This window comes from Xanthomonas hortorum (genome assembly GCF_011305375.1).
GTDB lineage: Bacteria > Pseudomonadota > Gammaproteobacteria > Xanthomonadales > Xanthomonadaceae > Xanthomonas > Xanthomonas hortorum_E.
Genome location: NZ_VCME01000011.1, coordinates 139285 through 159105 on the forward strand (window position 1 = coordinate 139285; position 19821 = coordinate 159105).

Annotated in this window: 25 protein-coding genes; 12 read left to right on the top strand and 13 right to left on the bottom strand. The window is 65.1% G+C overall.

Annotation, left to right across the window (positions count from 1 at the left end; all coding sequences use genetic code 11):
* Window positions 1–157 precede the first annotated feature (157 nt).
* From FFY45_RS12025 to FFY45_RS12055, 7 genes are all read right to left on the bottom strand, one after another.
* Window positions 158–1531 (bottom strand): virulence factor, encoded by a 1374-nt coding sequence (locus FFY45_RS12025; protein ID WP_176340604.1) that lies wholly within the window; start codon window positions 1529–1531, stop codon window positions 158–160.
* A 69-nt stretch (window positions 1532–1600) separates the two neighbouring features.
* On the bottom strand, window positions 1601–1783 hold the full coding sequence (locus FFY45_RS12030; RefSeq protein WP_176340605.1) for an oxidoreductase-like domain-containing protein: 183 nt from the start codon (window positions 1781–1783) through the stop codon (window positions 1601–1603).
* Between the two features lie 61 nt (window positions 1784–1844).
* The gene (locus FFY45_RS12035; RefSeq protein WP_176340606.1) at window positions 1845–2450 is read right to left on the bottom strand and encodes an HD domain-containing protein; all 606 of its coding nucleotides are present in this window, start codon (window positions 2448–2450) and stop codon (window positions 1845–1847) included.
* A gap of 35 nt (window positions 2451–2485) precedes the next feature.
* Window positions 2486–3088: an RNA 2',3'-cyclic phosphodiesterase gene (gene thpR, locus FFY45_RS12040; RefSeq protein WP_176340607.1), complete on the bottom strand. Its 603-nt coding sequence runs from the start codon at window positions 3086–3088 to the stop codon at window positions 2486–2488.
* Window positions 3089–3355: 267 nt separating this feature from the next.
* Window positions 3356–3811 carry a PA2169 family four-helix-bundle protein gene (locus FFY45_RS12045; RefSeq protein ID WP_176340608.1) on the bottom strand — a complete coding sequence of 152 codons (456 nt, stop codon included), beginning with the start codon at window positions 3809–3811 and terminating at the stop codon, window positions 3356–3358.
* A gap of 227 nt (window positions 3812–4038) precedes the next feature.
* Window positions 4039–4209: a hypothetical protein gene (locus FFY45_RS12050; protein WP_176340609.1), complete on the bottom strand. Its 171-nt coding sequence runs from the start codon at window positions 4207–4209 to the stop codon at window positions 4039–4041.
* A gap of 151 nt (window positions 4210–4360) precedes the next feature.
* Complete coding sequence (locus FFY45_RS12055) at window positions 4361–5566, bottom strand: MFS transporter (protein WP_176340699.1); 1206 nt, start codon at window positions 5564–5566, stop codon at window positions 4361–4363.
* A gap of 223 nt (window positions 5567–5789) precedes the next feature.
* Here FFY45_RS12055 and FFY45_RS12060 point away from each other — a divergent pair, with 223 nt between their 5' ends.
* The 3 genes from FFY45_RS12060 (at window position 5790) to FFY45_RS12070 (ending at window position 9256) form a co-directional block, all read left to right on the top strand.
* A complete protein-coding gene (locus FFY45_RS12060; protein ID WP_176340610.1) occupies window positions 5790–6908 on the top strand; it encodes an oxidoreductase in 1119 nt (372 codons plus the stop codon).
* 271 nt (window positions 6909–7179) lie between these two features.
* Window positions 7180–8235, top strand: coding sequence for a L,D-transpeptidase (locus tag FFY45_RS12065; protein ID WP_176340611.1), 1056 nt, complete (start codon window positions 7180–7182; stop codon window positions 8233–8235).
* Window positions 8236–8464: 229 nt separating this feature from the next.
* Entirely contained in the window at window positions 8465–9256 is a 792-nt protein-coding gene (locus tag FFY45_RS12070) for a hypothetical protein (protein ID WP_255171941.1), read from the top strand.
* Window positions 9257–9373: 117 nt separating this feature from the next.
* Here the strand turns inward: FFY45_RS12070 and FFY45_RS12075 are convergent, their stop codons facing one another.
* Window positions 9374–9709: a zinc ribbon domain-containing protein YjdM gene (locus FFY45_RS12075; RefSeq protein WP_176340613.1), complete on the bottom strand. Its 336-nt coding sequence runs from the start codon at window positions 9707–9709 to the stop codon at window positions 9374–9376.
* Window positions 9710–9824: 115 nt separating this feature from the next.
* On the opposite strand from FFY45_RS12075, the gene FFY45_RS12080 reads away from it, so the two are divergent.
* From FFY45_RS12080 to FFY45_RS12095, 4 genes are all read left to right on the top strand, one after another.
* Window positions 9825–10895 (top strand): cation diffusion facilitator family transporter, encoded by a 1071-nt coding sequence (locus FFY45_RS12080; RefSeq protein WP_439333530.1) that lies wholly within the window; start codon window positions 9825–9827, stop codon window positions 10893–10895.
* Between the two features lie 293 nt (window positions 10896–11188).
* Complete coding sequence (locus FFY45_RS12085) at window positions 11189–11662, top strand: FKBP-type peptidyl-prolyl cis-trans isomerase (protein WP_176340615.1); 474 nt, start codon at window positions 11189–11191, stop codon at window positions 11660–11662.
* Between the two features lie 124 nt (window positions 11663–11786).
* On the top strand, window positions 11787–13142 hold the full coding sequence (locus FFY45_RS12090; protein ID WP_176340616.1) for an Hsp70 family protein: 1356 nt from the start codon (window positions 11787–11789) through the stop codon (window positions 13140–13142).
* A 251-nt stretch (window positions 13143–13393) separates the two neighbouring features.
* On the top strand, window positions 13394–13579 hold the full coding sequence (locus tag FFY45_RS12095; RefSeq protein WP_010366034.1) for a hypothetical protein: 186 nt from the start codon (window positions 13394–13396) through the stop codon (window positions 13577–13579).
* A gap of 74 nt (window positions 13580–13653) precedes the next feature.
* Here the strand turns inward: FFY45_RS12095 and FFY45_RS12100 are convergent, their stop codons facing one another.
* From FFY45_RS12100 to FFY45_RS12110, 3 genes are read right to left on the bottom strand one after another with little or no spacing between them, the layout of a single operon-like run.
* Window positions 13654–14538 (bottom strand): DUF4097 family beta strand repeat-containing protein, encoded by an 885-nt coding sequence (locus FFY45_RS12100; protein WP_176340617.1) that lies wholly within the window; start codon window positions 14536–14538, stop codon window positions 13654–13656.
* A gap of 11 nt (window positions 14539–14549) precedes the next feature.
* The gene (locus FFY45_RS12105) at window positions 14550–15086 is read right to left on the bottom strand and encodes a hypothetical protein (RefSeq protein WP_176340618.1); all 537 of its coding nucleotides are present in this window, start codon (window positions 15084–15086) and stop codon (window positions 14550–14552) included.
* A complete protein-coding gene (locus FFY45_RS12110; protein ID WP_176340619.1) occupies window positions 15083–15670 on the bottom strand; it encodes an RNA polymerase sigma factor in 588 nt (195 codons plus the stop codon). Before FFY45_RS12110 ends, FFY45_RS12105 begins: the two co-directional genes overlap by 4 nt.
* 187 nt (window positions 15671–15857) lie before the next feature.
* On the opposite strand from FFY45_RS12110, the gene FFY45_RS12115 reads away from it, so the two are divergent.
* Together FFY45_RS12115 and FFY45_RS12120 are read left to right on the top strand one after the other, a co-directional pair.
* Window positions 15858–16106 carry a hypothetical protein gene (locus tag FFY45_RS12115; protein WP_255171943.1) on the top strand — a complete coding sequence of 83 codons (249 nt, stop codon included), beginning with the start codon at window positions 15858–15860 and terminating at the stop codon, window positions 16104–16106.
* Window positions 16107–16179: 73 nt separating this feature from the next.
* Window positions 16180–16773, top strand: coding sequence for a mechanosensitive ion channel family protein (locus FFY45_RS12120; protein ID WP_176340620.1), 594 nt, complete (start codon window positions 16180–16182; stop codon window positions 16771–16773).
* Window positions 16774–16789: 16 nt separating this feature from the next.
* Here the strand turns inward: FFY45_RS12120 and FFY45_RS12125 are convergent, their stop codons facing one another.
* Window positions 16790–17056 carry a DksA/TraR family C4-type zinc finger protein gene (locus FFY45_RS12125; RefSeq protein ID WP_115038393.1) on the bottom strand — a complete coding sequence of 89 codons (267 nt, stop codon included), beginning with the start codon at window positions 17054–17056 and terminating at the stop codon, window positions 16790–16792.
* 131 nt (window positions 17057–17187) lie between these two features.
* On the opposite strand from FFY45_RS12125, the gene FFY45_RS12130 reads away from it, so the two are divergent.
* Window positions 17188–17442 carry a DUF2789 domain-containing protein gene (locus FFY45_RS12130; RefSeq protein WP_006452845.1) on the top strand — a complete coding sequence of 85 codons (255 nt, stop codon included), beginning with the start codon at window positions 17188–17190 and terminating at the stop codon, window positions 17440–17442.
* A 195-nt stretch (window positions 17443–17637) separates the two neighbouring features.
* On the opposite strand, the gene FFY45_RS12135 is transcribed toward FFY45_RS12130, so the two are convergent.
* A complete protein-coding gene (locus tag FFY45_RS12135) occupies window positions 17638–17811 on the bottom strand; it encodes a DUF1328 domain-containing protein (RefSeq protein ID WP_006452844.1) in 174 nt (57 codons plus the stop codon).
* Window positions 17812–17987: 176 nt separating this feature from the next.
* On the opposite strand from FFY45_RS12135, the gene FFY45_RS12140 reads away from it, so the two are divergent.
* Together FFY45_RS12140 and FFY45_RS12145 are read left to right on the top strand one after the other, a co-directional pair.
* Window positions 17988–18515 carry a M48 family metallopeptidase gene (locus FFY45_RS12140; protein ID WP_176340621.1) on the top strand — a complete coding sequence of 176 codons (528 nt, stop codon included), beginning with the start codon at window positions 17988–17990 and terminating at the stop codon, window positions 18513–18515.
* 35 nt (window positions 18516–18550) lie between these two features.
* Window positions 18551–19819 (top strand): 2OG-Fe(II) oxygenase, encoded by a 1269-nt coding sequence (locus FFY45_RS12145; RefSeq protein WP_176340622.1) that lies wholly within the window; start codon window positions 18551–18553, stop codon window positions 19817–19819.
* The last annotated feature ends 2 nt before the right edge of the window (window positions 19820–19821 follow it).

A 19821-nucleotide genomic window follows, 5' to 3' on the forward strand; every position in this document is an offset into this window, starting at 1 on the left:
CACGCGTACCGGCATGGGACACGCCGCAAGTACGTCCATGTAGGCTCTTACGCGGCATCCATGCCGCGTAAGGTCCCATGCCGGCACGCGCGCAAGCACCTTCGGATATTGTCGGCGGCTGAAGGAAAAGCTGCGGATGGAAAGATGCACCGCTCGCTCACGGCTTCGACAGCCCGTGCAACTGCTCCATGATCACCTTGGCCAAGGTGGCGTAATCGCCCTTGAAGTGATGATCGCCCGGCAGCGCAACCCGCTTGGCCGCCTGCGCCGGCAGGCTCGGGCAAAGCGCGTCCTCATCGTCCTGGCCGTAGATGCACACCGTGGTGCCGGCCGGCAGGCGCTGCACTTCTGGTGCGATCGGCAGGCCATCGTCGTCCGAACCCAGCCAGTTGCTGACATGGAACTCGTAGTCGGCCAGCTTGCCCACCGACAACAGCGCCGTCATGCGGATGTTCTGCCTGGTCTGCGCCGGTAACTTGTTGATCGCTGCGGGCAACACGTCCGCGCCTTGCGAAAAGCCGATCAGCACCACCCGCTGACGCTGCCAACGCTGCGCGTAGAAGCGCGCGATGCGGTCCAGATCGGTCGCGAAGCCCTGCGGCGTGCGTTCTGTCCAGAAGTAACGCAGCGAATCCAGGCCGACCACCGGAATGCCCTGCGCGGCCAGCGCGTCGGCCACTTCTTCGTCCAGACCCGCCCAGCCACCATCACCGGAGACGAAGATCACAAAGGTGTCGTCGTCGCTGTCGCCGTCGGGTTTGGCCGGCACTTCCACCACTGGCAGATCGGCCAGACCGCCCGGCGGCGGCGGCAGGGCCACGCCCTTCTGCTCGCCCAACGAGCGAGCGGCAGCGCGCAGACCCGGCAGAATATCGCCCTGCGCGGAACGCGTGAACGTGCGCGCCTGCGGCACCTGCTTGAGGAAGGCGTTCTCGGTCGCGGCCGGGCAACGCTTGTCCTGGCTGCCGGCCAGCACCCAGGGAATCTGCAGCGGCACCGGGAGCAGCGCGTTGCTGCCCGGACGCACCCCCGGCTGGCAGATCGCCTGGTCGGAGACCGCCGCCGGGCACAGCCCATCGGTGAGCACGCCGGCCAGCACATGCGGCTTGGCTTGCGCCCCGATCGCATAAGCCAGTGCCGCTCCGTCGCCGTCGCCGACCAGCAATGGCAGACGGTAGGTGGGGATGTGATAGAAGGCCTGCAGATAGCGGGAAAAGTTCTCCACATCGCCAACCGAGAACGCGCAGCTGCCACCGGCCTTGCGCAGCACCGCGTACAGATGCGCGGTGTCCACCATCGCCACCATCGCGCCATCGGCGCGCAAGCTTTCTGCCTGCGCCTGGCGCTTGGCGGCATTGCCGGCACCGCTCAACCAGATCACCACACGCTGCGGCTCGCCCTTGGGCATCAGCACCGGCACCTGTTCGAAACGGCCATGGCTCACCGGTTGCGGTGCCTGTGCGGCGACCGCGCCCGATAGCGCCAACACCGCCGCGCCGCAGAGCGCGCTCCACATCTCAAGTCGTCGCATGTCGCACCATCGGAAAAAGTGGTTCAAAGATAATCGTTCCAGGCTGCAGCGCGAAGCGCGACGCTTCGCTTACGGCGCACTCGCTTGCTGACGCGCTTCCCAGGCTGCCAGTGCTTGCCTGTAGCGCGCCAGTTCCTCGGCGTACAGATCATGCACGCACAACGGACAACCGCTTTCGCAGCACGCATTGGGCGCAGGCGGCTCGGGGGGTTGCGGACGTGGATCGGGTGTGGAAACGGCGCTGTCGTGCATGCGCCATTGTAGCGTGCGCTGTTGCTGCGCCTGGATGAACCGCCAGGATCATCCAGGCGGATCAGCGACCCAGCCGCCGGCGCAGATTGGCCCGCGCGGCCGCATCACAGCGCGCATGGAAGTCATCGCTCAAGAAGATGCGCGGGCGCTTGAGCAGGCCGGCCAGAAAACGCCGGCGGTTGAGCCGGAACAGCACGCTTGGCACATGTCCGCGGTATTCGGCGGCAATGGCACTGTCGTACGCATCGAACACCGCTGCCGGTGCGGCCAGAATCGCCATGTCGCAATCCAGAAACAACGCCGCTTCGGCGTCCACGTCCTGCGGCTGCAGTTGCCCATGACGTGCAGTCAGCAGAATCAGGCTCTGCACACGCTGCAGATCCACCTGCGCCTGCGGCCACCAGCGCGGAATGCACTGCGCCGCCCAGTTGGCAGATTCGGCCTCGTTGTCGCTGCGTCCGGGCTGATACACCGCATCGTGAAACAACACCGCCAGCCAGACCTCGGCCGGCTGCTGCCAGCCCGGCCCGGCGGCGACCTCGGCGTAATGCTGCAGCAGCGCGCGCACATGGCCGAAGTGATGGTAGGCGCGCGGTGGCGTGGCATAGGCCTGTTCGAGCGCGGCCAGGTGCTCGGCCTGCAATGGCAGTGGTGTGGTGGCGTCCATGCACGCAGGCTACCGCGTGCGCGCCCGCCTGCACATCAACGCAGCGACCAGCGGCCTTCGATCTGGTAACGCGATTGGCCGAGAAAGCTGCGCACCAGCGCGAACTCGCGCACCGTCCAGGCGAGCGTATCGCAGCGCCGTTGCGGCAACGCCTGATTGCAATACAGCAGCGTCATATGCGGCGTGTACTGCGCATCGCCGGCAATCCCCACATGCGCCAGTTGCCGACCCAGTGCACCTTGCAACTCGTACAACCCGCGCACTTGCTCTTCGCCGCGCAACACGCACGGCAACTGCGAACGCCGTCCACCGAAGGTGCCGACCCGATCGAACGCCACATCGAAGGCATCCAGCATCACGCGCTCGGCCGCCTGACTGGCGCGGCTCACCAACGATGGCGGCAAACCACCGGCGTAATCGCCCAGATGATGCAAGGTCACATGCAGCCGCTCGCGCGCAAGCGGCTTGCCATCGACCTGACCGCTACCAAGCAACCCTTCGGCGATGGTTGCCGCATGCTCGGCAGTGCGCGCATCGGCCATTACCGCAAAAAACAAACGCTCGGTGGTCTTCTCTTCCCCCAGGCCCAGCGACAACTGCGCCTCGGCCGATGACAGGTACAGGAACTGCTGTTTCATGGGTAAGTCCACGACCGCGCATGCGGGCCTGCCGGAGGAAGGGCGGCGGATACTAGCAGACCTGGCGGGTGTCCGACACATGCAAAAACATGGCTGGCAACGTGGAACGCGCATGGTTGCGTGGAACAGAACGCGTGCGCCGTATCTGCATGTGCGCCTGCATGCGCGACACAAAAAGAAACGGGCAGCTTGCGCTACCCGTTTCCGCCTTTATCGGTTTACTCCACGAGCTGCATCACCTGGATGCGCTGCGGTCACGCACGCAACTTACGCGGCGCTTTTCATCGCGTGCTTGCGGTTGCGCATCACGTCGTGACATGCGCGCACTTCCGGCAGCAGACGCAGTGCAGCGTCACGTGCAGCGGCCGGAGTATCTTGGTCGGCGATGGTCTCATCGAACGCCTTCAACAGACGGTCTTCGGACTCTTCCAGCTCGGCCACATAGCCATACTTGGTGTCGCCCAGCGTTGCACGCACCTTGCCGTAGAACTGCTGCATGCTGCCGACCATGGTGCCGCTGGTCTTCGGCTCGCCGCCGGCCGCTGCAACAACACTGCTCAGATTGCTGACGATGTCGGACTTGACGCCAGCGATGCGGCGGAACAGCGTCGCGAGTTCCACATCGTCGACCTTGGCTGCGGCTTCGTCGTAGAAGTCCTTGCCGTCGCGGGAAATGGCGATGAGATCGTTGAGGCTATGCTCGGTCTTGCTCTGAATGCTCATGTGTCGCTCCTTGTTGCGGTGGGCCAGCGCTGCGTCGTCTAACAGATGCGGTCGCGCCGGCTTTGGGGATGAGGCAATCGATGCGTTGATTGCGCTACCTTGACGTTGTGTACGGCCCCATAGTGGTGGCGCGCGCATAATCCGCATGTGAGTTATGTGGGCCGCTTCCTCACGCGGTCATGCAAGCAATGAATAGCGATTCATCGATGCCAACGCAAAGTCAAAACTCACTTGGGTTGCCGGCTCGCCCACATGTTGTCGATCAGATTGGGATACGGCCGCCCTGCTTCTTCCGCACGTTGTCTGGCCGCTGCTTTCTGCGCATCGCTTAGTGGCGTGGAGGCAGATTTACGCTTGGGATTGGGGCGCTTCCACGGCGGTGGAGTGAACTCGGTCATGGCACTGTTCGGTCCGCTTGTGTTCAAGCCTGCAGTCTCGGTGCCGCACCGTGAGTTGGCTGTGGATACGCCATGGGCGCGTATTGCATCGTGTTACCGATTGACGTTGAAGCGCCACGGAAAAACGAAATACCGCACGCGGCAATGCGGATCAGCTCGCCACCAACACACGTTGCCGACGCTCCTGCCACACCGCCAGCGCGTACACCAACAAACCGCCCAGCGCGGTTGCCGCGCCCACATACCCGGTGGACGTCCAGCCCCAGCCTGCGGTGATCGCCATGCCACCCAGCCACGGGCCCAAGGCATTGGCTGTATTGAATGCCGCGTGGTTGGAGGCCGCCGCCAGGGTCTGCGCTTCGGCTGCCACATCCATCAAACGCGTCTGCAATGCGGGAGCCAATGCGCCCATGGTGCCCACGGCCACGATGGAGACGAACACCCACAGGCCCGATTGCGCGGCCAACGGAAAGGTCAGCATCACCACCACCGACCACACCAACAGCACCGGCACCGCGCGGAACTGCATGCGATCGAACAACCAGCCGCCCAGGATGCTGCCGAGCACGCCGCCGACACCGAACGCCACCATGGCCAAGGGAATCCGCGCCGGCTCCACGCCGGTGACCGCAGTCAAGGTCGGTGCCAGATAACTGAAGACGCAGAACATGCCGGAAAAACCCACTGCACCGATCGCCAATGCCAGCCACACCTGCGGCTGATTGAACGCGCGCAACTCGCGCAGCGGCTGCTGCCGTGGCTCGTCCGGCGCAGGCGGCAAACGTGACGCCACTGCGGCAACCGTGCACAGCGCAAGCACCGACACCGCCGCGTAGGCCCAACGCCAGCTCACGATCTGGCCCAGCCAGGTCGCCAGCGGATTGCCCACCAGCAAGGCGATGCTCAGGCCCATCAACACGCGGCCCACCGCAGTGGCGCGTTGATTGGGCGGGCTGATCGATGCGGCCACCAACGAGGCCACGCCGAAGTACGCGCCATGCGGCAAACCCGCAATAAAACGGCACAGCAACATCGTGTGATAGCTCGGCGCCAACGCACTGGCCAGGTTGCCCAACGCGTAGAACACCATCAACAGCAGCAACAAGGTGCGCCGTGGCCAGCGCGCGCCAAGAATCGCCAGCAACGGTGCCCCGACCACCACACCTAACGCATAGGCACTGATGATGTGACCAACCTGCGGCTCGCTGATCTGCAGCCCCTGCGCGATCTGTGTCATCAACCCCATGGTCGAGAATTCGCTGATGCCGATCGCAAAGCCGCCCATCGCCAACGCAAACAGGATCAGCACGTAATCGCGCCGCGAGACGGGCGGCGGTGAGAGATCGATATCGGACATGCCCGACTCCAGAATGACGGGGCGGCTCATTATTGTGCAATGCAGCATCGAGCGAAAGGACGCCGCTGGCAGCGATTCAGCGCCAAGCCCCCAGCACATCACAGTTCGGGGCAATTCTGGTGCAGTGGAAGACGCTGTGTCCTATCGGCATCGCTCGAATCCGCTTGGGTCCGCCACCATCGCTAGGGGGCACTCGCGATCGGCGCGGTGCCGCGCCTGGCGCGTGATCAACTTCAACTGGTTGCTGATGTCCAAATCCACTGAATCCCCGTTGTTCTCCCCGGTGCGCCTGGGCGCGCTGGATCTTGCCAACCGCGTGATCATGGCGCCGCTGACGCGCAACCGTGCCGTTGCCGGCCAGGTGCCCTCGCCGCTCGCCGCCGAGTACTACGGCCAACGCGCCAGTGCCGGATTGATCGTGGCCGAGGGCACCCAGATCAGCCCGCTCGGTCAGGGCTATCTCGACACGCCCGGCATCCACAGCAAGGAACAAATCGAAGGCTGGCGTGCGGTCACCGATGAAGTGCATCGCCGCGGCGGCAAGATCGTGCTGCAGCTGTGGCATGTGGGCCGCGTGTCGCACACCAGCGTGCTGCCGCCGGGCGAATCGCCGGTTGCGCCCAGCGCCATCCGCGCCGAAGGCAAGACCTTCACCAAGAACGGCTTTGAAGATGTGTCCGAGCCGCGCGCACTGGCGCTGGACGAAATCCCCGCTTTGATCGAGGACTACCGCATCGCCGCGCGCAACGCCATCGATGCCGGTTTCGACGGCGTGGAAGTGCATGCGGCCAACGGCTACCTGCTCGACCAGTTCCTGCGCGACGGCTCCAACCAGCGCACCGACGCGTACGGCGGCGATATCGAAAACCGCACCCGTCTGCTGGCCGAAGTGGTGCAGGCCATTGCCGACGAGATCGGCGCCGAGCGCACCGGCGTGCGCCTGTCGCCGGTCACGCCGGTGTACGGCATGCACGACTCCGATCCGCAGCCCTTGTTCGAGCGTGCGGTCGAGCGCCTCAACCTGATCGGCGGGCTGGCCTTCGTGCACGTGATCGAAGGCGCAACCGGCGGTCCGCGCGACAACGTGGCCTTCGACTACGCCGCACTGCGTGCGAAGTTCGACGGTGCCTGGATCGCCAACAACAGCTACGACAAGGCGCTGTCCGAAAAGGCCATCGACAGCGGCTATGCCGATGCGATCGCCTACGGCCGCCCCTTCATCGCCAACCCGGATCTGGTGCGTCGCCTGCGCGAAAACGCCCCGCTGGCCGACTTCGACCAGGCCACCATGTACGGCGGCGGTGCCGAAGGCTATATCGACTACCCCGCATTGCCGAACTGATGCAGTAGACGCCGGATGCCCGATGGCCGTCGCAGTGCGGCGGCTGTCGGCATCTGCAATGGCCGACTGCACGATCCATCTCACCCAGCTCAAAGAGTCATCTGCGCACTGCATGCAGTGCGTCTTGCATGCACGCTTTGCAGCACAGGCAAGCTACGCGCTCAAGACGCTCGCGGCATCGGCTGTCTTCGCAAGGCGCACCGATACCAGCAGCAACGACATGACGCGCACGCCCTGCCCCGCTAGGATCGTGCCGACACTGCTTTCTGGAATGCCGATGCGTCCACTGCTCACTGCTGTTCTTTTCTGCACGCTGCTGATCTGCGGGCAAGCCATTGCCGTGCCGTTCTGGGGCGCGCGCCAATCCAGCCCCGCCGAAACCACGCCTGCCCAACTCAAGCCGGGCGAATGGATCTGGGGCGGCGTCAGCAAGGGCTGGGGCCCGATGGCGGTGATCGTCAGCCTTACCGAGCAACGTGCCTATGCGTATCGCAACGGCATCCTGATCGGTGTCTCCACCATCAGTTCCGGCAAGCCCGGGCACGAGACGCCCACCGGTGTGTTCACCATCCTGCAGAAGGACAAGGACCACCGCTCAAACATCTATAACGCCGCGCCGATGCCGTACCAGCAACGACTGACCTGGGATGGCGTGGCCCTGCATGCCGGCGGCTTGCCCGGTTATCCGGAATCGCATGGCTGCGTGCATCTGCCATCGGAATTCGCGCGGCTGCTGTTCGACAACTCCAACATGGGCATGGTGGTGGTGGTCGCGCAGGCCGGCGTGGATGCGGACGCGGTCGTACATCCGCGCGCGCTCAGCCCGATCGACCCGACCACCGGCGCGCAGCGCGCATTGCTGCCGCTGCCCAACGGCCAGGCATTTGCATGGCAACCGGAGCTGGCCCCCACCGGCCCGATCTCGATGCTGGTCAGCAGCAGCGACCAGCAGTTGGTGGTGTATCGCAATGGTGCGGAAATCGGACGTGCGCAAGTCGCGCTGCACGCGCAGCCGGGCGCCGCACCGCTGGGCACGCAGGCCTTTATCGTCGGCCAGGGGTTTTTGCCGGGCGAAGTGCCCGGCCTGCCCGGTCAACGCATGCCCAACTGGATGCGCATCGGCATCCCCGGCAGCAGTGCCGCAGCAGGACAAGCGCTGGACGCCGACACCATCGCGCGGCTGCAGGTACCGCCGGCATTTCTGGCCGGCCTGCTGCCGCTGCTGACGCCTGGCGTGGTGTTGGTGGCCACCGATCAGCGCATTCTTCCCGAGACCACCGGCGGCAAGGTGCAGGTGCTGGATTCGGATCCGCCCGAAGCACCTTGAGCGCAAGCTGCGCAGCGTTATCGCAGCAGCAAGCTGAAAGGTGCGCGTGAGGTTGCGCGCGCACATGGTCGCTGATCAGCATCGGCAATGCGCTCATGTGCGCTGGCGGTGCCCAGCGCAGGCCGCCCGCCCGGTTTTGTTGAACGCGCGACGCGTCGCGCGTTGCGATTGTCAGCGTGGCCTGCTTGGCAGATGATGCAGCCATACCTCATTGCCAAGGATGTGCGTGATGCGTGTACTCACTGCGGTTCTGCTCGGCAGCACGCTTTTCAGTTGCGCGTTATCCACTGCATCGGCCGAGCCGGTGCGCCCGGCCGCGCCAAGCGCCGAGTGCCTGGATGCACGCAAGGTGTCCGAATTGCATCAAGCCGATGCGCGCACGCTGGCGGTGGCCGAACACGGCGGACGATTGTTCCGCCTCAGCTTGGCGCAGGATTGCCCGCAGCTCGCCGCGCAAGCGGATGCGAGCCTGCTGGCGGCGCATGGTTGGGTCTGCAATGGTGCGCAGGCGTACGTCAGCACCGCCCAGCAACGTTGCGCGATCAGCCAGGTCGCCATGCTCAGCGCGCGCGACTATGCCAGCGTTGCCAGGCAACGCGACCATGGTGGCGTACCGACCCTGGAAGGCGTCAGCGTGCGCGAATCGCGCCGGCGTAACTTCGCCGGCTCATCCAGCTATTGCTTCAATCCCAGCATGCTGCGCTCCTGGTCGGAAGATGGCCAAGGTCTGGTGGTGGAAGTCTCGCCACGTCACCCCGGCACGCACCGCCATTATCGCGTCGAGCTGATGGACAGCTGCCGCGAACTCAGCGGCTCACCGCCGATCCGCTTCGTGTCCGGCATGGGCTTGAATGCGATCTGCGGCAATCCCGGCGACAAGGTCGACGTGCTCGACGAGATGGCGCTCGCCGGCGCGGCTGCCGGGTCCGGCCAACAGGGCGACCTGAGCGCCACGCGCGGTGGCCTGGCTGCGCGGATGCGACAGAGCTGCACGGTTGCAGCGGTCTACCCACGCGATTGAAAGTGCCACATCGTAGGAGCGCGCTTGCGCGCGATGAAGCGTTATCGATAACGCCTCATCGCGCGCAAGCGCGCTCCTACACACGCTACGTGCGGCATTGCCGCAGCCGCAATCGCCTCACGCCTTGCGCAGAAAACAGGTCTTCAACACCAGGCCCTTGATCTTTTCAGAATTGCCTTCGATGTGCTCGGCATCGTCTTCGACCAGGCGGATATTGCGGATCAGCGTGCCCTGCTTGAGCGGAATCGACGAGCCCTTGACCTTCAGATCCTTGATCACGCTCACCGTGTCGCCGGCCTGCAGCACATTGCCGTTGCTGTCGCGTACCACCGTCGCGGTCGCGGCGGATTCGCCGGCACTCCATTCGAAGCCGCAGTCTGCGCAGATCGACAAGGCGCCGTCGGCATAGGTGTTGTCCAGGCCGCATTGCGGACAGGCGGGAACGGTAGACATGCGATTCCTAAGCTCAAAACGGGCGTGGATTGTAGCGCCCCGGCCACGCGATCACGTCTCCGGCACGGCGGCGGCGCGATAGTGCGGCGCTTGTCGAATGCCTTGCAGGTCGCGCGTGTCCAATCAATCGGTCCCCAATCCGCCCAGCGGCGCGCCCGAATCCGCAGAGCATCGCGCTGCCGAGCCTGGGGCCACCGGACCCGGCGCGGCAAATGCCAATGCCAGTGCCGCAAAAAAGACCGGCTCGCACCTGGTCGTCTACGTGGCGCTGGCCGGCAACCTGGCCATCGCAATCGCCAAGTTCATCGCCGCCGGCATTTCCGGCAGCTCGGCGATGCTCAGCGAAGGCGTGCATTCGCTGGTGGACACCATCAACGAAGTACTGCTGCTCTACGGCCTGCGCCGCGCAGCGCAGGCGCCGACGCCCACCCATCCGTTCGGCTACGGACGCGAGCTGTATTTCTGGAGCTTCATCGTCGCGCTACTGGTGTTTGCGATGGGCGCGGGCGTGTCGCTGTACGAAGGCATCGTGCATCTGCGCAATCCCGAGCCGGCCAAAAGCCATCTGATCGCCTACATCGTGCTCGGCGTGTCGATCGTGTTCGAAGGCATTTCCTGGGTGGTGGCCTTGCGCGAGTTCCGCGCGAAGAAGGGCCGCATGGGCTATTTCCAGGCGTTTCGGCAGAGCAAGGATCCCAGCACGTTCACCGTGCTGCTCGAAGACAGCGCCGCATTGATCGGTTTGTTCATGGCCGTGCTTGGCCTTGCCGGCGCACAACTGCTGGACATGCCCGAACTCGATGGCATCGCCTCGATCGGCATCGCCGGCGTACTGGCGGTCACTGCGTTCCTGCTCGCGCGCGAAACCAAGGGCTTGCTGATCGGCGAGCCCGCATATGCGCACGTCACCGAATCGCTGCTGCGCATTGCCGCCAGCGACCCGGACGTGCGCGCCGCCAACGGCGTCCTCACCATGCAGATGGGCCCGAACCAAGTGGTGGCTGCGTTGAGCGCCGAGTTCGAAGACAGCCGCACCACGCCGCAGATCGAAGCCTGCGTCGGGCGCATCGAGGCCGCCGCCAAACGCCAGCACCCCGAGCTCACCGCACTGTTCATCAAGCCGCAAACGCCTGAAACCTGGCATGCACGGCGTACCGAGATCGAACGCGGCGCACAACCCGACTAGCGCGCGGCGCGTGCGTTGGGGTGCACGTTGAAACATGCGAAACACCTGCTGACGTGCGATGCAAAACATCCGCCGCGCCGCAGTTCCAATGCAGCCAGACAGTCGACGCATCGACCTGCGGCTGCAGGCATGGCCAAGCTGACATCACCACGACCAAGCTGATCCTCGCCCTAACCGCCGGATCGGCTGCGGTTGCATGATCGAAGTCGATTGCCTACGGTGGGCGTGCAGCATCTCTTCGCATCGTGAATCAGCCGATGCATTCCACTCGATCACCGTCATGGAGGTTTCCAATGGAAATCACCCAGGGTCGCGTTGCGACCATTCACTACACACTTTCCGACGACACCGGCCAGGTGCTGGACCGCTCCACGCCGGACACGCCGCTGAGCTATTTGCACGGCGCCGGCAATATCGTGCCGGGCCTGGAGCAGGCGCTGGAAGGCAAGCGCCTGGGCGAAACGCTCACCGCCGATGTGGCGCCCGAACAGGGCTATGGCCCGCGCCATGCGCAATTGATCCAGCAGGTGCCGCGCGATGCCTTTCCCACCGATATCGAAGTGGTGCCGGGCGTGCAGTTCGAGGCCCGCACCCAGCAAGGGCCGGTGCTGGTGACGGTCACCGACGTCGGCCCGGAGCATGTCACCGTCGACGGCAATCACCCGTTGGCTGGGAAGTCCCTGCATTTCGCGGTCGAAGTCATCGAAGTGCGCGAAGCCACCACCGAAGAACTGAACGAAGGCCACGTCGCCAACCTTGCGGCATGAGCCATCGCGCCGTGCGCCTGCGGGTGCACGGCGCTTCGGCTGCTGCGACCTGCGCGCGGTCCTTTGCCCACGACGCAAACGGCAGAAGTAGTAAAGTGCGCGGCCCGCTCATAGGCCCGCCTGCATGAAACTCGGCATCGACTTCGGTACCAGCAATTCCGCCGCTGCGGCGATCGTCGATGGCCAGGTGGTGCCGGTGCGGTTCGGGCAGGACCTGCAGTTCCGCACCACGGTGTATTTCCCCGAGACCATGCGCGACCCGGACGATTTCAGCCTCACCCCGGCGCTGGAATACGAGGTGGAACGGCTGATCGATTCGGGCCGCCGCGACGCGCTTGCCGCCGGCCGCACGCCCGCCAACGACAGCCTGCGCCGCGATGCGATCCGCATCGTGCGACGCCAATGGATGGAAGAACAGGTACGCGAGCCGCGCAGCTCTGCCGCCCTGCTGCAGAACGCGGTCTATGGCGACGAGGCGCTGGATGCGTATTTCCTCGAAGGCGAAGGCAGCCTGGTGCAGAGCCCCAAGTCGATGCTCGGCTACAACCTGCATCCGCGCGCGCGCCAGACCATTACCGGCATCGCCACGCATGTGCTGGAACACATTCGGCTCACCGCCTCGCGCCAGTTCGACATCAATATCCGCAGCGCCACGCTGGGTCGCCCGGTGCAGTTCCGCAGCTCGATCGGCGAGGCCGGCAATGCACAGGCGCTGGAGATCCTGCAGACCGCCGCCATCGCTGCGGGCTTCGACACGGTGGATTTCCTCGAAGAACCCGCCGCTGCCGCCATGCACTACCACGTCAGCCACGACACCCGGCACGACACCGTGGTGGTGGACATCGGCGGCGGCACCACCGACATCGCGCATGCCAGCGTCGGCGGTAGTGACGCGCCGCAGGTGCACCGCGCCTGGGGCATCGCACGCGGCGGTACCGATATCGATCTGGCACTGAGCCTGGCCGCCTACATGCCGCTGTTCGGCCGCGGCATCACCCGCGTGCCCACCCACCACTACGTGGAAGCGGCGATGGTGCAGGACATGACCCGTCAGCGCGAATTCCGCCTGCACAAGTACCAGGACGTGCCCGCCCCGTTCGACAAGCGCCTGCAGGCGCTGCAGGACACCGGCAACACCGCGCGCCTGTATCGCGGCGTGGAGGCCTGCAAGATCGCGCTCAGCGAGCGCGACCACCACCGGGCGGCGCTGGACTTCATCGAACGCGGGCTCGGCGTGGAAGTGCAGGCCAGCGCGCTGGTGGCGTCCGCTTCCAACTACCTGGGCGAACTGGAAGGCCTGCTCGCGCAGGTGCGTGCCGACCTGGCCGCGCCGCCGGCCACGCTGTTCCTCACCGGCGGCATGTCGCGCGCAGGCTATATCCGCGACACGGTCGCGGCCGCCTTCCCGGAATCGCGCCTGGTGCAAGGCGATCCGTCCTTCGGTGTGGTCCAGGGCCTGGCCTGGGCTGCCGCGCGGTAAGCAGCAGCCACGTGGTCGGTGAGCTGTGCACAGGGCCCATCGCATTGCACAGCACGCGTTAACGCAATCCGGCGCGACTTCCCATATAATGCACGGTTGCTGCCGGACGCCCCGCCGTCTTGTCTGCAAGGCACGCTCGCCGTGCCGCCGCGATTGCGCACCGAACGCGATCGCACCTCTCGACATCGCTTCTGCGCGCGCCACCCTAGCCGCACGCGATGTCCTTGCACTTCCCCGCTACAGGAGGCCACATGGCACGTCCCGCGACCAAGCAGAAATCCCAGCCCAGCATCGCTCGCAGCGAAGGCAAGTCGCAGCCGCTCAGTCGTGAGCGTATCGCTGCCGACATCGCCGCGTTCCGCAAGACCGGCGGCAGGATTGAAGTGCTCACCACCAACTTCGGCCCAGCACGCAACGATGGCGACAAGATCGCCTAAGCGTTGCCCCGAAGTGTTTGCTCAACGTGCCACCGCAAGGTGGCACGCTTGTTTCAGGCATCAGCTTTCGGGCATCAGTTGTTGTAATCGATGCGCACCGAGCCCGAGTGCGATTCCAGTTTGACGTCACCATTGCCCGCCCCCAGCCTGGTTTTCAGGCTCTTGCCCGGGCCGTATTCCGGCCGCTGCACCTGCCCGGCCACCGAGCGGATGTCGCCACTGAACACCTCCACCTGCAGCGCTGCCGAGACATTGCGCGGCACGCCCAGGGTGATCGAACCGCTGACACTCTCCGCCGCGATACTGCCGCCGGGCGCCAGCCCGGTCACCGTCAGCGCCGTTCCCCCGGACACGCTCTCGGCGCGCAGCTGCGACACCTGCCCCGCGCCAACCCGGATCTGGCCGGAGACGGACTCGACCGACACCACTCCGATACCGCCCGATGGCGCATCGATTTGCCCACTCACCGTGCCCAGCGTCAGCCGCCCGCTGGCCACCGTGCTACGCAGCGAGCCGCTGACAGTTTCCAGTCGCGCCTCCTTGGCGCGTCCACCGGCGACTACATCGCCGCTGACCGACTTGAGCTGCAACCGCGCCAGATCGACCTGATCGACATCGACCGAGGCACTCACCGCCTCCACGTCCAGCAACGCCGCACGCGGGACCCGCAACTCCAGTTGAGCGCCCTTGCTGTTGCGGCCGTTGCGCGGGTAGATCACCTCGAGCTGCAGCAGGTCCGGGCTTGCGTCGACATCCAGCCGCTGCCCCTCGCCCAGGGTGCCGGTCAGCGCCACCTCGTCACGATCCCAACCGCGCACGCGAATCTGCCCGGCGATATTTTCCACCTCCACGCGCCCACCGCGCGCCAGCGGATGGGTCTGCTTCAGCGTGGTCTGCGCCGCTGCCGGCGCGGCGCAGACCGCAGCCAGCAACAACAGGGAAAGAGTGACGTAACGCATGGGCATGCTCCTCAGCTAGGGAAAGATGCCTCGCCCTGTGCGGCGAGACGGGTCAATTGCAGCCGCTTCGCATAGGTGCGCTGCAGCTGCGACAACAAAAACGCCGAGCGCGGGCTCTGCGCGATCGCGGCGTGGATGGCCTGTACGCTTTGATCCAGCTCATCCAGCGCCGGACGTAGATCGGCCGGCACCTGCTGGACTGGAAATGCCGCAATCGCCTGCTGGTACTGCCCGGCCATCGCCTGTGCCTGCGCCACCAGCGCGGGCTGCACGGGCACGGGCGTGCGTGCCTGCCGATCGAGCCCGGGCACGATAACCACCAACGCCAGCGCAGCGGCGAGCGCCACACCCAGTGCAGGCCAGGCCCAGGCGCGATGACGGCGTGGCGTCAATGCGACCACGTTGGAGTGCGCCGTCAATGCGGGTGCAATGCGCTCCCACACCTGCGCCGGTGGCTGGCGGTGTTGCGGCAATGCCCGCAAACGCGTGCACAACGCAGCGTCATCGGTCTCGCGTGGGTCATGCGAATCATGGTGATCGTGGTTCATACGGTGTCTCCCAGCCGCGCACGCAGCAAGCCGCGCGCGCGATGTAGTTGCGCCTTGGAACTGCCGACCGCCATGTGGAGTTGGTCGGCAATTTCCTGATGTTTCCAGCCCTCGATGTCGTGCAGTACCAGCACTGCGCGTGCACGCGGCGGCAATGTTTCCAGCGCGCGCTCCAGATCCATCCGGGTCGATTGGCAATGCGCTGCGCCGGGAATCGCCGCGAGGATCTCGCCGTCGGCATCGTCCACCAGGTGATCGCTCGCAGCCGAGCGCGCACGCAACTCCATCAAGGCGGTATTGACCGCCAGGCGATGCAGCCAGGTGCCCAGCGCACTCTGAAAACGGAATTGCGGCAAGGCCTTCCATGCCGCGATGAAGGTTTCCTGCAACACATCGTCGGCGCGCGCCGCATTGCCACCGCACAGCCGCCAGACCACCGCATACAACCGTGGCGAGTGGCGGCGATAGATGGTCTCGTAGGCAGCGCGATCTCCGCGCGCAGCAGCACGCGCCAAGCCGGCGTCATCGCGGTCGGCGGGGCTGTCGCACTCTGAGGCATCGATGGGCATGGCGGTGTCGAGCATATCCAGTTCGATGCAACAGACAGCGCAAAGGTTTAAACCCGGCAAACTCTTGTTCTTCGAGCGCGGCGTAAACCTTTTCGCCTGCCGACGCATCCAATCCTTTCGATAGCGCACTCCTGCGCTGCATCGCTTGCCTGGGCACGGTCATCGGCCGCTCCAAGCGCAGGCATCCTGATCGGAAGCCCACATGCCGCATGTTCTTGGATTGCTCCTGAGCCTGTGCTCCACCCACTGCCCGGCCCCGCTGCCGATGGATGCGCTGCAGCTCACGCTGACCCCGGCGCGCCTGGAGCTGTGCCTGCTGCGTTTACCGCTCAAGCAGGTGTCTTGCGTCGCGATGAGCACACCACGGGAATGGACGCTGGTGCGTCACCTGGGACAGCGCTGGCAGCGATTGGTCGCACTCTCTGCATCCGGTGCGCGTGTTGCGCGCTAGTCCAGCTGCAACTGCGTGCTGTCTTCCTTGAGCGCCCCGTTACAATGGGCATCCACCCAACCTGCATGATGTGATGTCCACGCCCGATGCGTTGCCCACCATGATCCGTAGCCTGCTGCCGCACTGGAATCCGCAGTGGCTGGCTGTCGCAGTGCCAACGGTACAAATCGTGTTGATCGTCGCCGTTGCCGCGCTGGTACGGCTGTTGCTGCGGCAACTGCTGCGGCGCTTGTGCACGCGCTACAGCCTGCCGGCAGAAATGATGATCGGTATCCGGCGTGTGGGCAGCTTCGTCATCTCGGTCACTGCCGTGCTGACGGTGCTGAACGTGCTTGGCGTCTCCAGCGGCACCTTGTGGACCGCGTTCACCGGGTTCGCGGCGGTCGGTGCGGTGGCGTTCTTCGCGGCATGGAGCGTGCTGTCCAATATCTTCTGCACGTTCCTGATCATCACCACGCGCCCGTTCCGCCTGCACGACCATATCGAATTGCTCGAAGGCGGCGACAAGCCGGGCTTGAAAGGCCGCGTGATCGACATCAACGTGATTTACACGACACTGGAAGAAACCGGCGACCATGCAGGCAGCGTGCTGCAGGTTCCCAACAGCCTGTTCTTCCAGCGCACCACACGTCGCTGGCGCGAGACCAGCCACTTCAACACCCACTAAGACGCCCATCCAGCTGTCAACGCAGTTGACTGTCCTTGCTGCCGCGGCGGTTGTAGCCGCCCTGCGCCGCCTGCTCGAGGTCGTGCGCTTCCTGGCAATTTACGCACAGGTGCACGCCTGGCACGGCCTTGCGCCGCGCTTCGGGAATCGCTGCATCGCACTCTTCGCAATGCGTCAGGCTCGGGCCCTGATGCAGCTGGCTCCGCGCGCGCTTGATCGCATCCTCGACGGTTGCATCGATCTGGTCCTGCACCGCCCCATCACCCGCCCATCCGGTCGCCATGATCGCCTCGGCTTGTTGGCTCAGGAGTGGAATATGGGCATGCCCAAAGGCAAATCCAAGCCGGACGTGCACAGTGCGCTCAAATCGGGTGCTCTAGCATCGGGGTATTCGCACTCGTTGAGGAATCTGCAATGGAACAACCCGTCCACCCGTTCTCCGAATTATTCGCCCAGTTGGGCCTGCCATCGGACGAAGTCAGCATTCGCGACTTTATCGATGAGCACTCTCCGTTGCCGGGCGATGTGCGTCTGGAAGAGGCGCCATTCTGGACCCCGGCGCAGGCACAGTTGTTGCGTGAAGAACGCCTCGACGATGCCGACTGGATCGTAACCATCGATCAACTCAACATCGCCTTGCACACCACTGCCGAAGACACCGGCGTCTGATCTGCGCAAGAGCGCGTTGAACGCGTTGCGGTAGAACTCGCCTGCGGCCTCTTACTTGCGCCGGCCGAATACTTGCGCCGGCCGATTCGATTGATCAGATTGCAGTAACAAAAAGAGCGGCCAATGGCCGCTCTTCTGCATTCCGGGTAACGCGGCTGGCGTGCGAAGCGCGCGCCGACGCCAGGCACTGGAACGTCAGGTCACTTTCTTGGCGATCGTCACACCCAGCACAAACAGCACGATGGCGATGATGATGCCGGCCCAGAACAGGAACTTGGCAATGCCCATCGCAGCGCCCGCCATGCCGCCAAACCCGAGCGCACCGGCGATCAGTCCGATGATGGCGAAAATAATGGCCCACTTGATCATGTTGTTGTCTCCTCGTCCGGCACGGTGCCGTGTTTTTAGTCGTGTGCCTGCGGCAATACACCGCAAAACATGCGCTGCACGCTACGCATCCGGGTGTGCCGCATTCGTGAATACGCCTGACACACACCGCCACATTCGCGCGCGCAGATTCGCCACCGGCACCTGCATCGGCGATCATGTGCACTTCGCAGCACTCGATCGGCATGGACACTCTCCGCTATCTCACCGGTTACCCGCCCGCCGTCCTGGATCAGGTGCGCGAGCTGATCGCGCAGGACAAACTCGCAGCGGTGCTGGCGCGGCGCTACCCGGACCGCCATGAGATCCGCACCGACCGCCATCTGTACGAGTACGTCAAAGCGATGAAGGAGCGCTACATGCGCTCATCACCCACCTTGCACAAGGCGATGTACGACAACCATCTGCAAGTGGTGAAGCATGCATTGGGCACACACACCGCGATCTCGCGCGTGCACGGCAGCCGGCTCAAGGCCAGCCGCGAAATCCGCATCGCCTCGCTGTTCCGCGATGCTCCAGAGCCATTTCTGCAGATGATCGTGGCCCACGAGCTGGCGCACCTGAAGGAGGCCGATCACAACAAGGCCTTCTACCAGCTGTGCAACCACATGACGCGCGACTACCACCAACTGGAGTTCGATCTGCGCCTGTATCTGACCCAGCTGGCGCTGTCGGCGAGCAGCTGATCGCGCATCGCCCGGGCAGGGCTTAGGATGCCGCGATGGAACAGACGCATTCACTCGCCGACCTGACGCAAGCTGCCAATGGGCAACAGCCCGCCGCAATGAATGCCTTGGCACAGGCGCTGGTGCGCGCCGGGCAGACCGAGCAGGCCTTGGTCTGGTACGCGCGCGGCGCGGCCGCAGGCGATACCACGGCTCTAATCGAAGCCGGGCGCATGCTGGCCTACGGTGTCGGTTGCGATGTGGACATTGCCCAGGCGCGGGCGCACTGGCAGCAGGCCGAGCGCCAGGACTCCGCAGCGGCGCGTTATCTGCTGGCAACGCTGGCAGTCACCGACACTCCGTTGGCGCTGGCGCCTCAGGCATATGCGCAACTGCACGCAGCAGCCTCGGCCGACTATCCACTCGCACTCCGCGCACTGGCCGTCCAGCACGGCCGCATCGATGACCCGCAACAACAACGCCGCTGCGTTGCCCTGCTGGAGCGCGCCGCCGCAGGCGGCGATGCGCTGGCGGCCGCACTGCTGGCAGAGCGCCTGCTGCGCGGCGAAGGCGTCCCGCCGCAGCCTGAGGCCGCGGCGCAGCTGTTGCGGCAATTGCAACCGTTGGGCATCGCCGCACTACCCGATTTGCGGATCCCGCCACCCGATTCCGGTCGCGACCCCATTGGCGAAGAGGATCACATCAGTTTCGCGCCCCAAAGAAACGTGACGACGCGGCGCCACGACGCGCCCATGATCGAGGAAATCTCCGCTGTGCTGTCTGCCGACGAATGCCGCTTGCTGATGCTGCTGGCACGGCCGCATCTGCGTGCTTCGCAGGTGGTGGACCCCAACAATGCGAGCACGCACCGCGCGCCGATCCGCACCAGCCGCGGCGCCACGCTGGATCCGATCCTCGAAGACTTCGCTGCGCGTGCAGCGCAGGCGCGCGTGGCGGCCTGCGCGCAGCTGCCGTTGACCCACGCCGAAGCGCTGTCGGTGCTGTGCTACGCGCCGGGCGAGCACTACCGCGCCCATCGCGACTATCTGCCGCCGGGCACGATCGCCGCAGACCGCCCTGCCGCCGGCAACCGTCTGCGCACCGCGTGCGTGTATCTCAACGATGTCGGCGCAGGCGGCGAAACCGAGTTCCCTGTTGCTGGCATCCGGGTACAGCCGCGTGCCGGGTCAGTGGTGTGCTTCGACAACCTGCAGGCCGATGGCCGCCCCGATCCCGATTCGCTGCACGCCGGCCTGCCGGTCACCACGGGCAGCAAATGGCTGGGAACCTTGTGGTTCCGGCAGCAGTGCTATCGGCATTGGTGAAC

Bases quoted from the DNA above. Each gene is read 5' to 3' on its own strand.
- FFY45_RS12115 (WP_255171943.1), top strand. From the start codon at position 15,858: ATGCCGCATGTTCTTGGATTGCTCCTGAGCCTGTGCTCCACCCACTGC.
- FFY45_RS12095 (WP_010366034.1), top strand. From the start codon at position 13,394: ATGGCACGTCCCGCGACCAAGCAGAAATCCCAGCCCAGCATCGCTCGC.
- FFY45_RS12135 (WP_006452844.1), bottom strand. From the start codon at position 17,811: ATGATCAAGTGGGCCATTATTTTCGCCATCATCGGACTGATCGCCGGT.
- FFY45_RS12045 (WP_176340608.1), bottom strand. From the start codon at position 3,811: ATGAGCATTCAGAGCAAGACCGAGCATAGCCTCAACGATCTCATCGCC.
- FFY45_RS12125 (WP_115038393.1), bottom strand. From the start codon at position 17,056: ATGGCGACCGGATGGGCGGGTGATGGGGCGGTGCAGGACCAGATCGAT.
- thpR (WP_176340607.1), bottom strand. From the start codon at position 3,088: ATGAAACAGCAGTTCCTGTACCTGTCATCGGCCGAGGCGCAGTTGTCG.
- FFY45_RS12065 (WP_176340611.1), top strand. From the start codon at position 7,180: ATGCCGATGCGTCCACTGCTCACTGCTGTTCTTTTCTGCACGCTGCTG.
- FFY45_RS12085 (WP_176340615.1), top strand. From the start codon at position 11,189: ATGGAAATCACCCAGGGTCGCGTTGCGACCATTCACTACACACTTTCC.
- FFY45_RS12120 (WP_176340620.1), top strand. From the start codon at position 16,180: ATGTCCACGCCCGATGCGTTGCCCACCATGATCCGTAGCCTGCTGCCG.
- FFY45_RS12130 (WP_006452845.1), top strand. From the start codon at position 17,188: ATGGAACAACCCGTCCACCCGTTCTCCGAATTATTCGCCCAGTTGGGC.
- FFY45_RS12145 (WP_176340622.1), top strand. From the start codon at position 18,551: ATGGAACAGACGCATTCACTCGCCGACCTGACGCAAGCTGCCAATGGG.
- FFY45_RS12075 (WP_176340613.1), bottom strand. From the start codon at position 9,709: ATGTCTACCGTTCCCGCCTGTCCGCAATGCGGCCTGGACAACACCTAT.
- FFY45_RS12030 (WP_176340605.1), bottom strand. From the start codon at position 1,783: ATGCACGACAGCGCCGTTTCCACACCCGATCCACGTCCGCAACCCCCC.
- FFY45_RS12100 (WP_176340617.1), bottom strand. From the start codon at position 14,538: ATGCGTTACGTCACTCTTTCCCTGTTGTTGCTGGCTGCGGTCTGCGCC.
- FFY45_RS12035 (WP_176340606.1), bottom strand. From the start codon at position 2,450: ATGGACGCCACCACACCACTGCCATTGCAGGCCGAGCACCTGGCCGCG.
- FFY45_RS12110 (WP_176340619.1), bottom strand. From the start codon at position 15,670: ATGCTCGACACCGCCATGCCCATCGATGCCTCAGAGTGCGACAGCCCC.
- FFY45_RS12025 (WP_176340604.1), bottom strand. From the start codon at position 1,531: ATGCGACGACTTGAGATGTGGAGCGCGCTCTGCGGCGCGGCGGTGTTG.
- FFY45_RS12055 (WP_176340699.1), bottom strand. From the start codon at position 5,566: ATGTCCGATATCGATCTCTCACCGCCGCCCGTCTCGCGGCGCGATTAC.
- FFY45_RS12105 (WP_176340618.1), bottom strand. From the start codon at position 15,086: ATGAACCACGATCACCATGATTCGCATGACCCACGCGAGACCGATGAC.
- FFY45_RS12050 (WP_176340609.1), bottom strand. From the start codon at position 4,209: ATGACCGAGTTCACTCCACCGCCGTGGAAGCGCCCCAATCCCAAGCGT.
- FFY45_RS12070 (WP_255171941.1), top strand. From the start codon at position 8,465: ATGCGTGTACTCACTGCGGTTCTGCTCGGCAGCACGCTTTTCAGTTGC.
- FFY45_RS12140 (WP_176340621.1), top strand. From the start codon at position 17,988: ATGTGCACTTCGCAGCACTCGATCGGCATGGACACTCTCCGCTATCTC.
- FFY45_RS12090 (WP_176340616.1), top strand. From the start codon at position 11,787: ATGAAACTCGGCATCGACTTCGGTACCAGCAATTCCGCCGCTGCGGCG.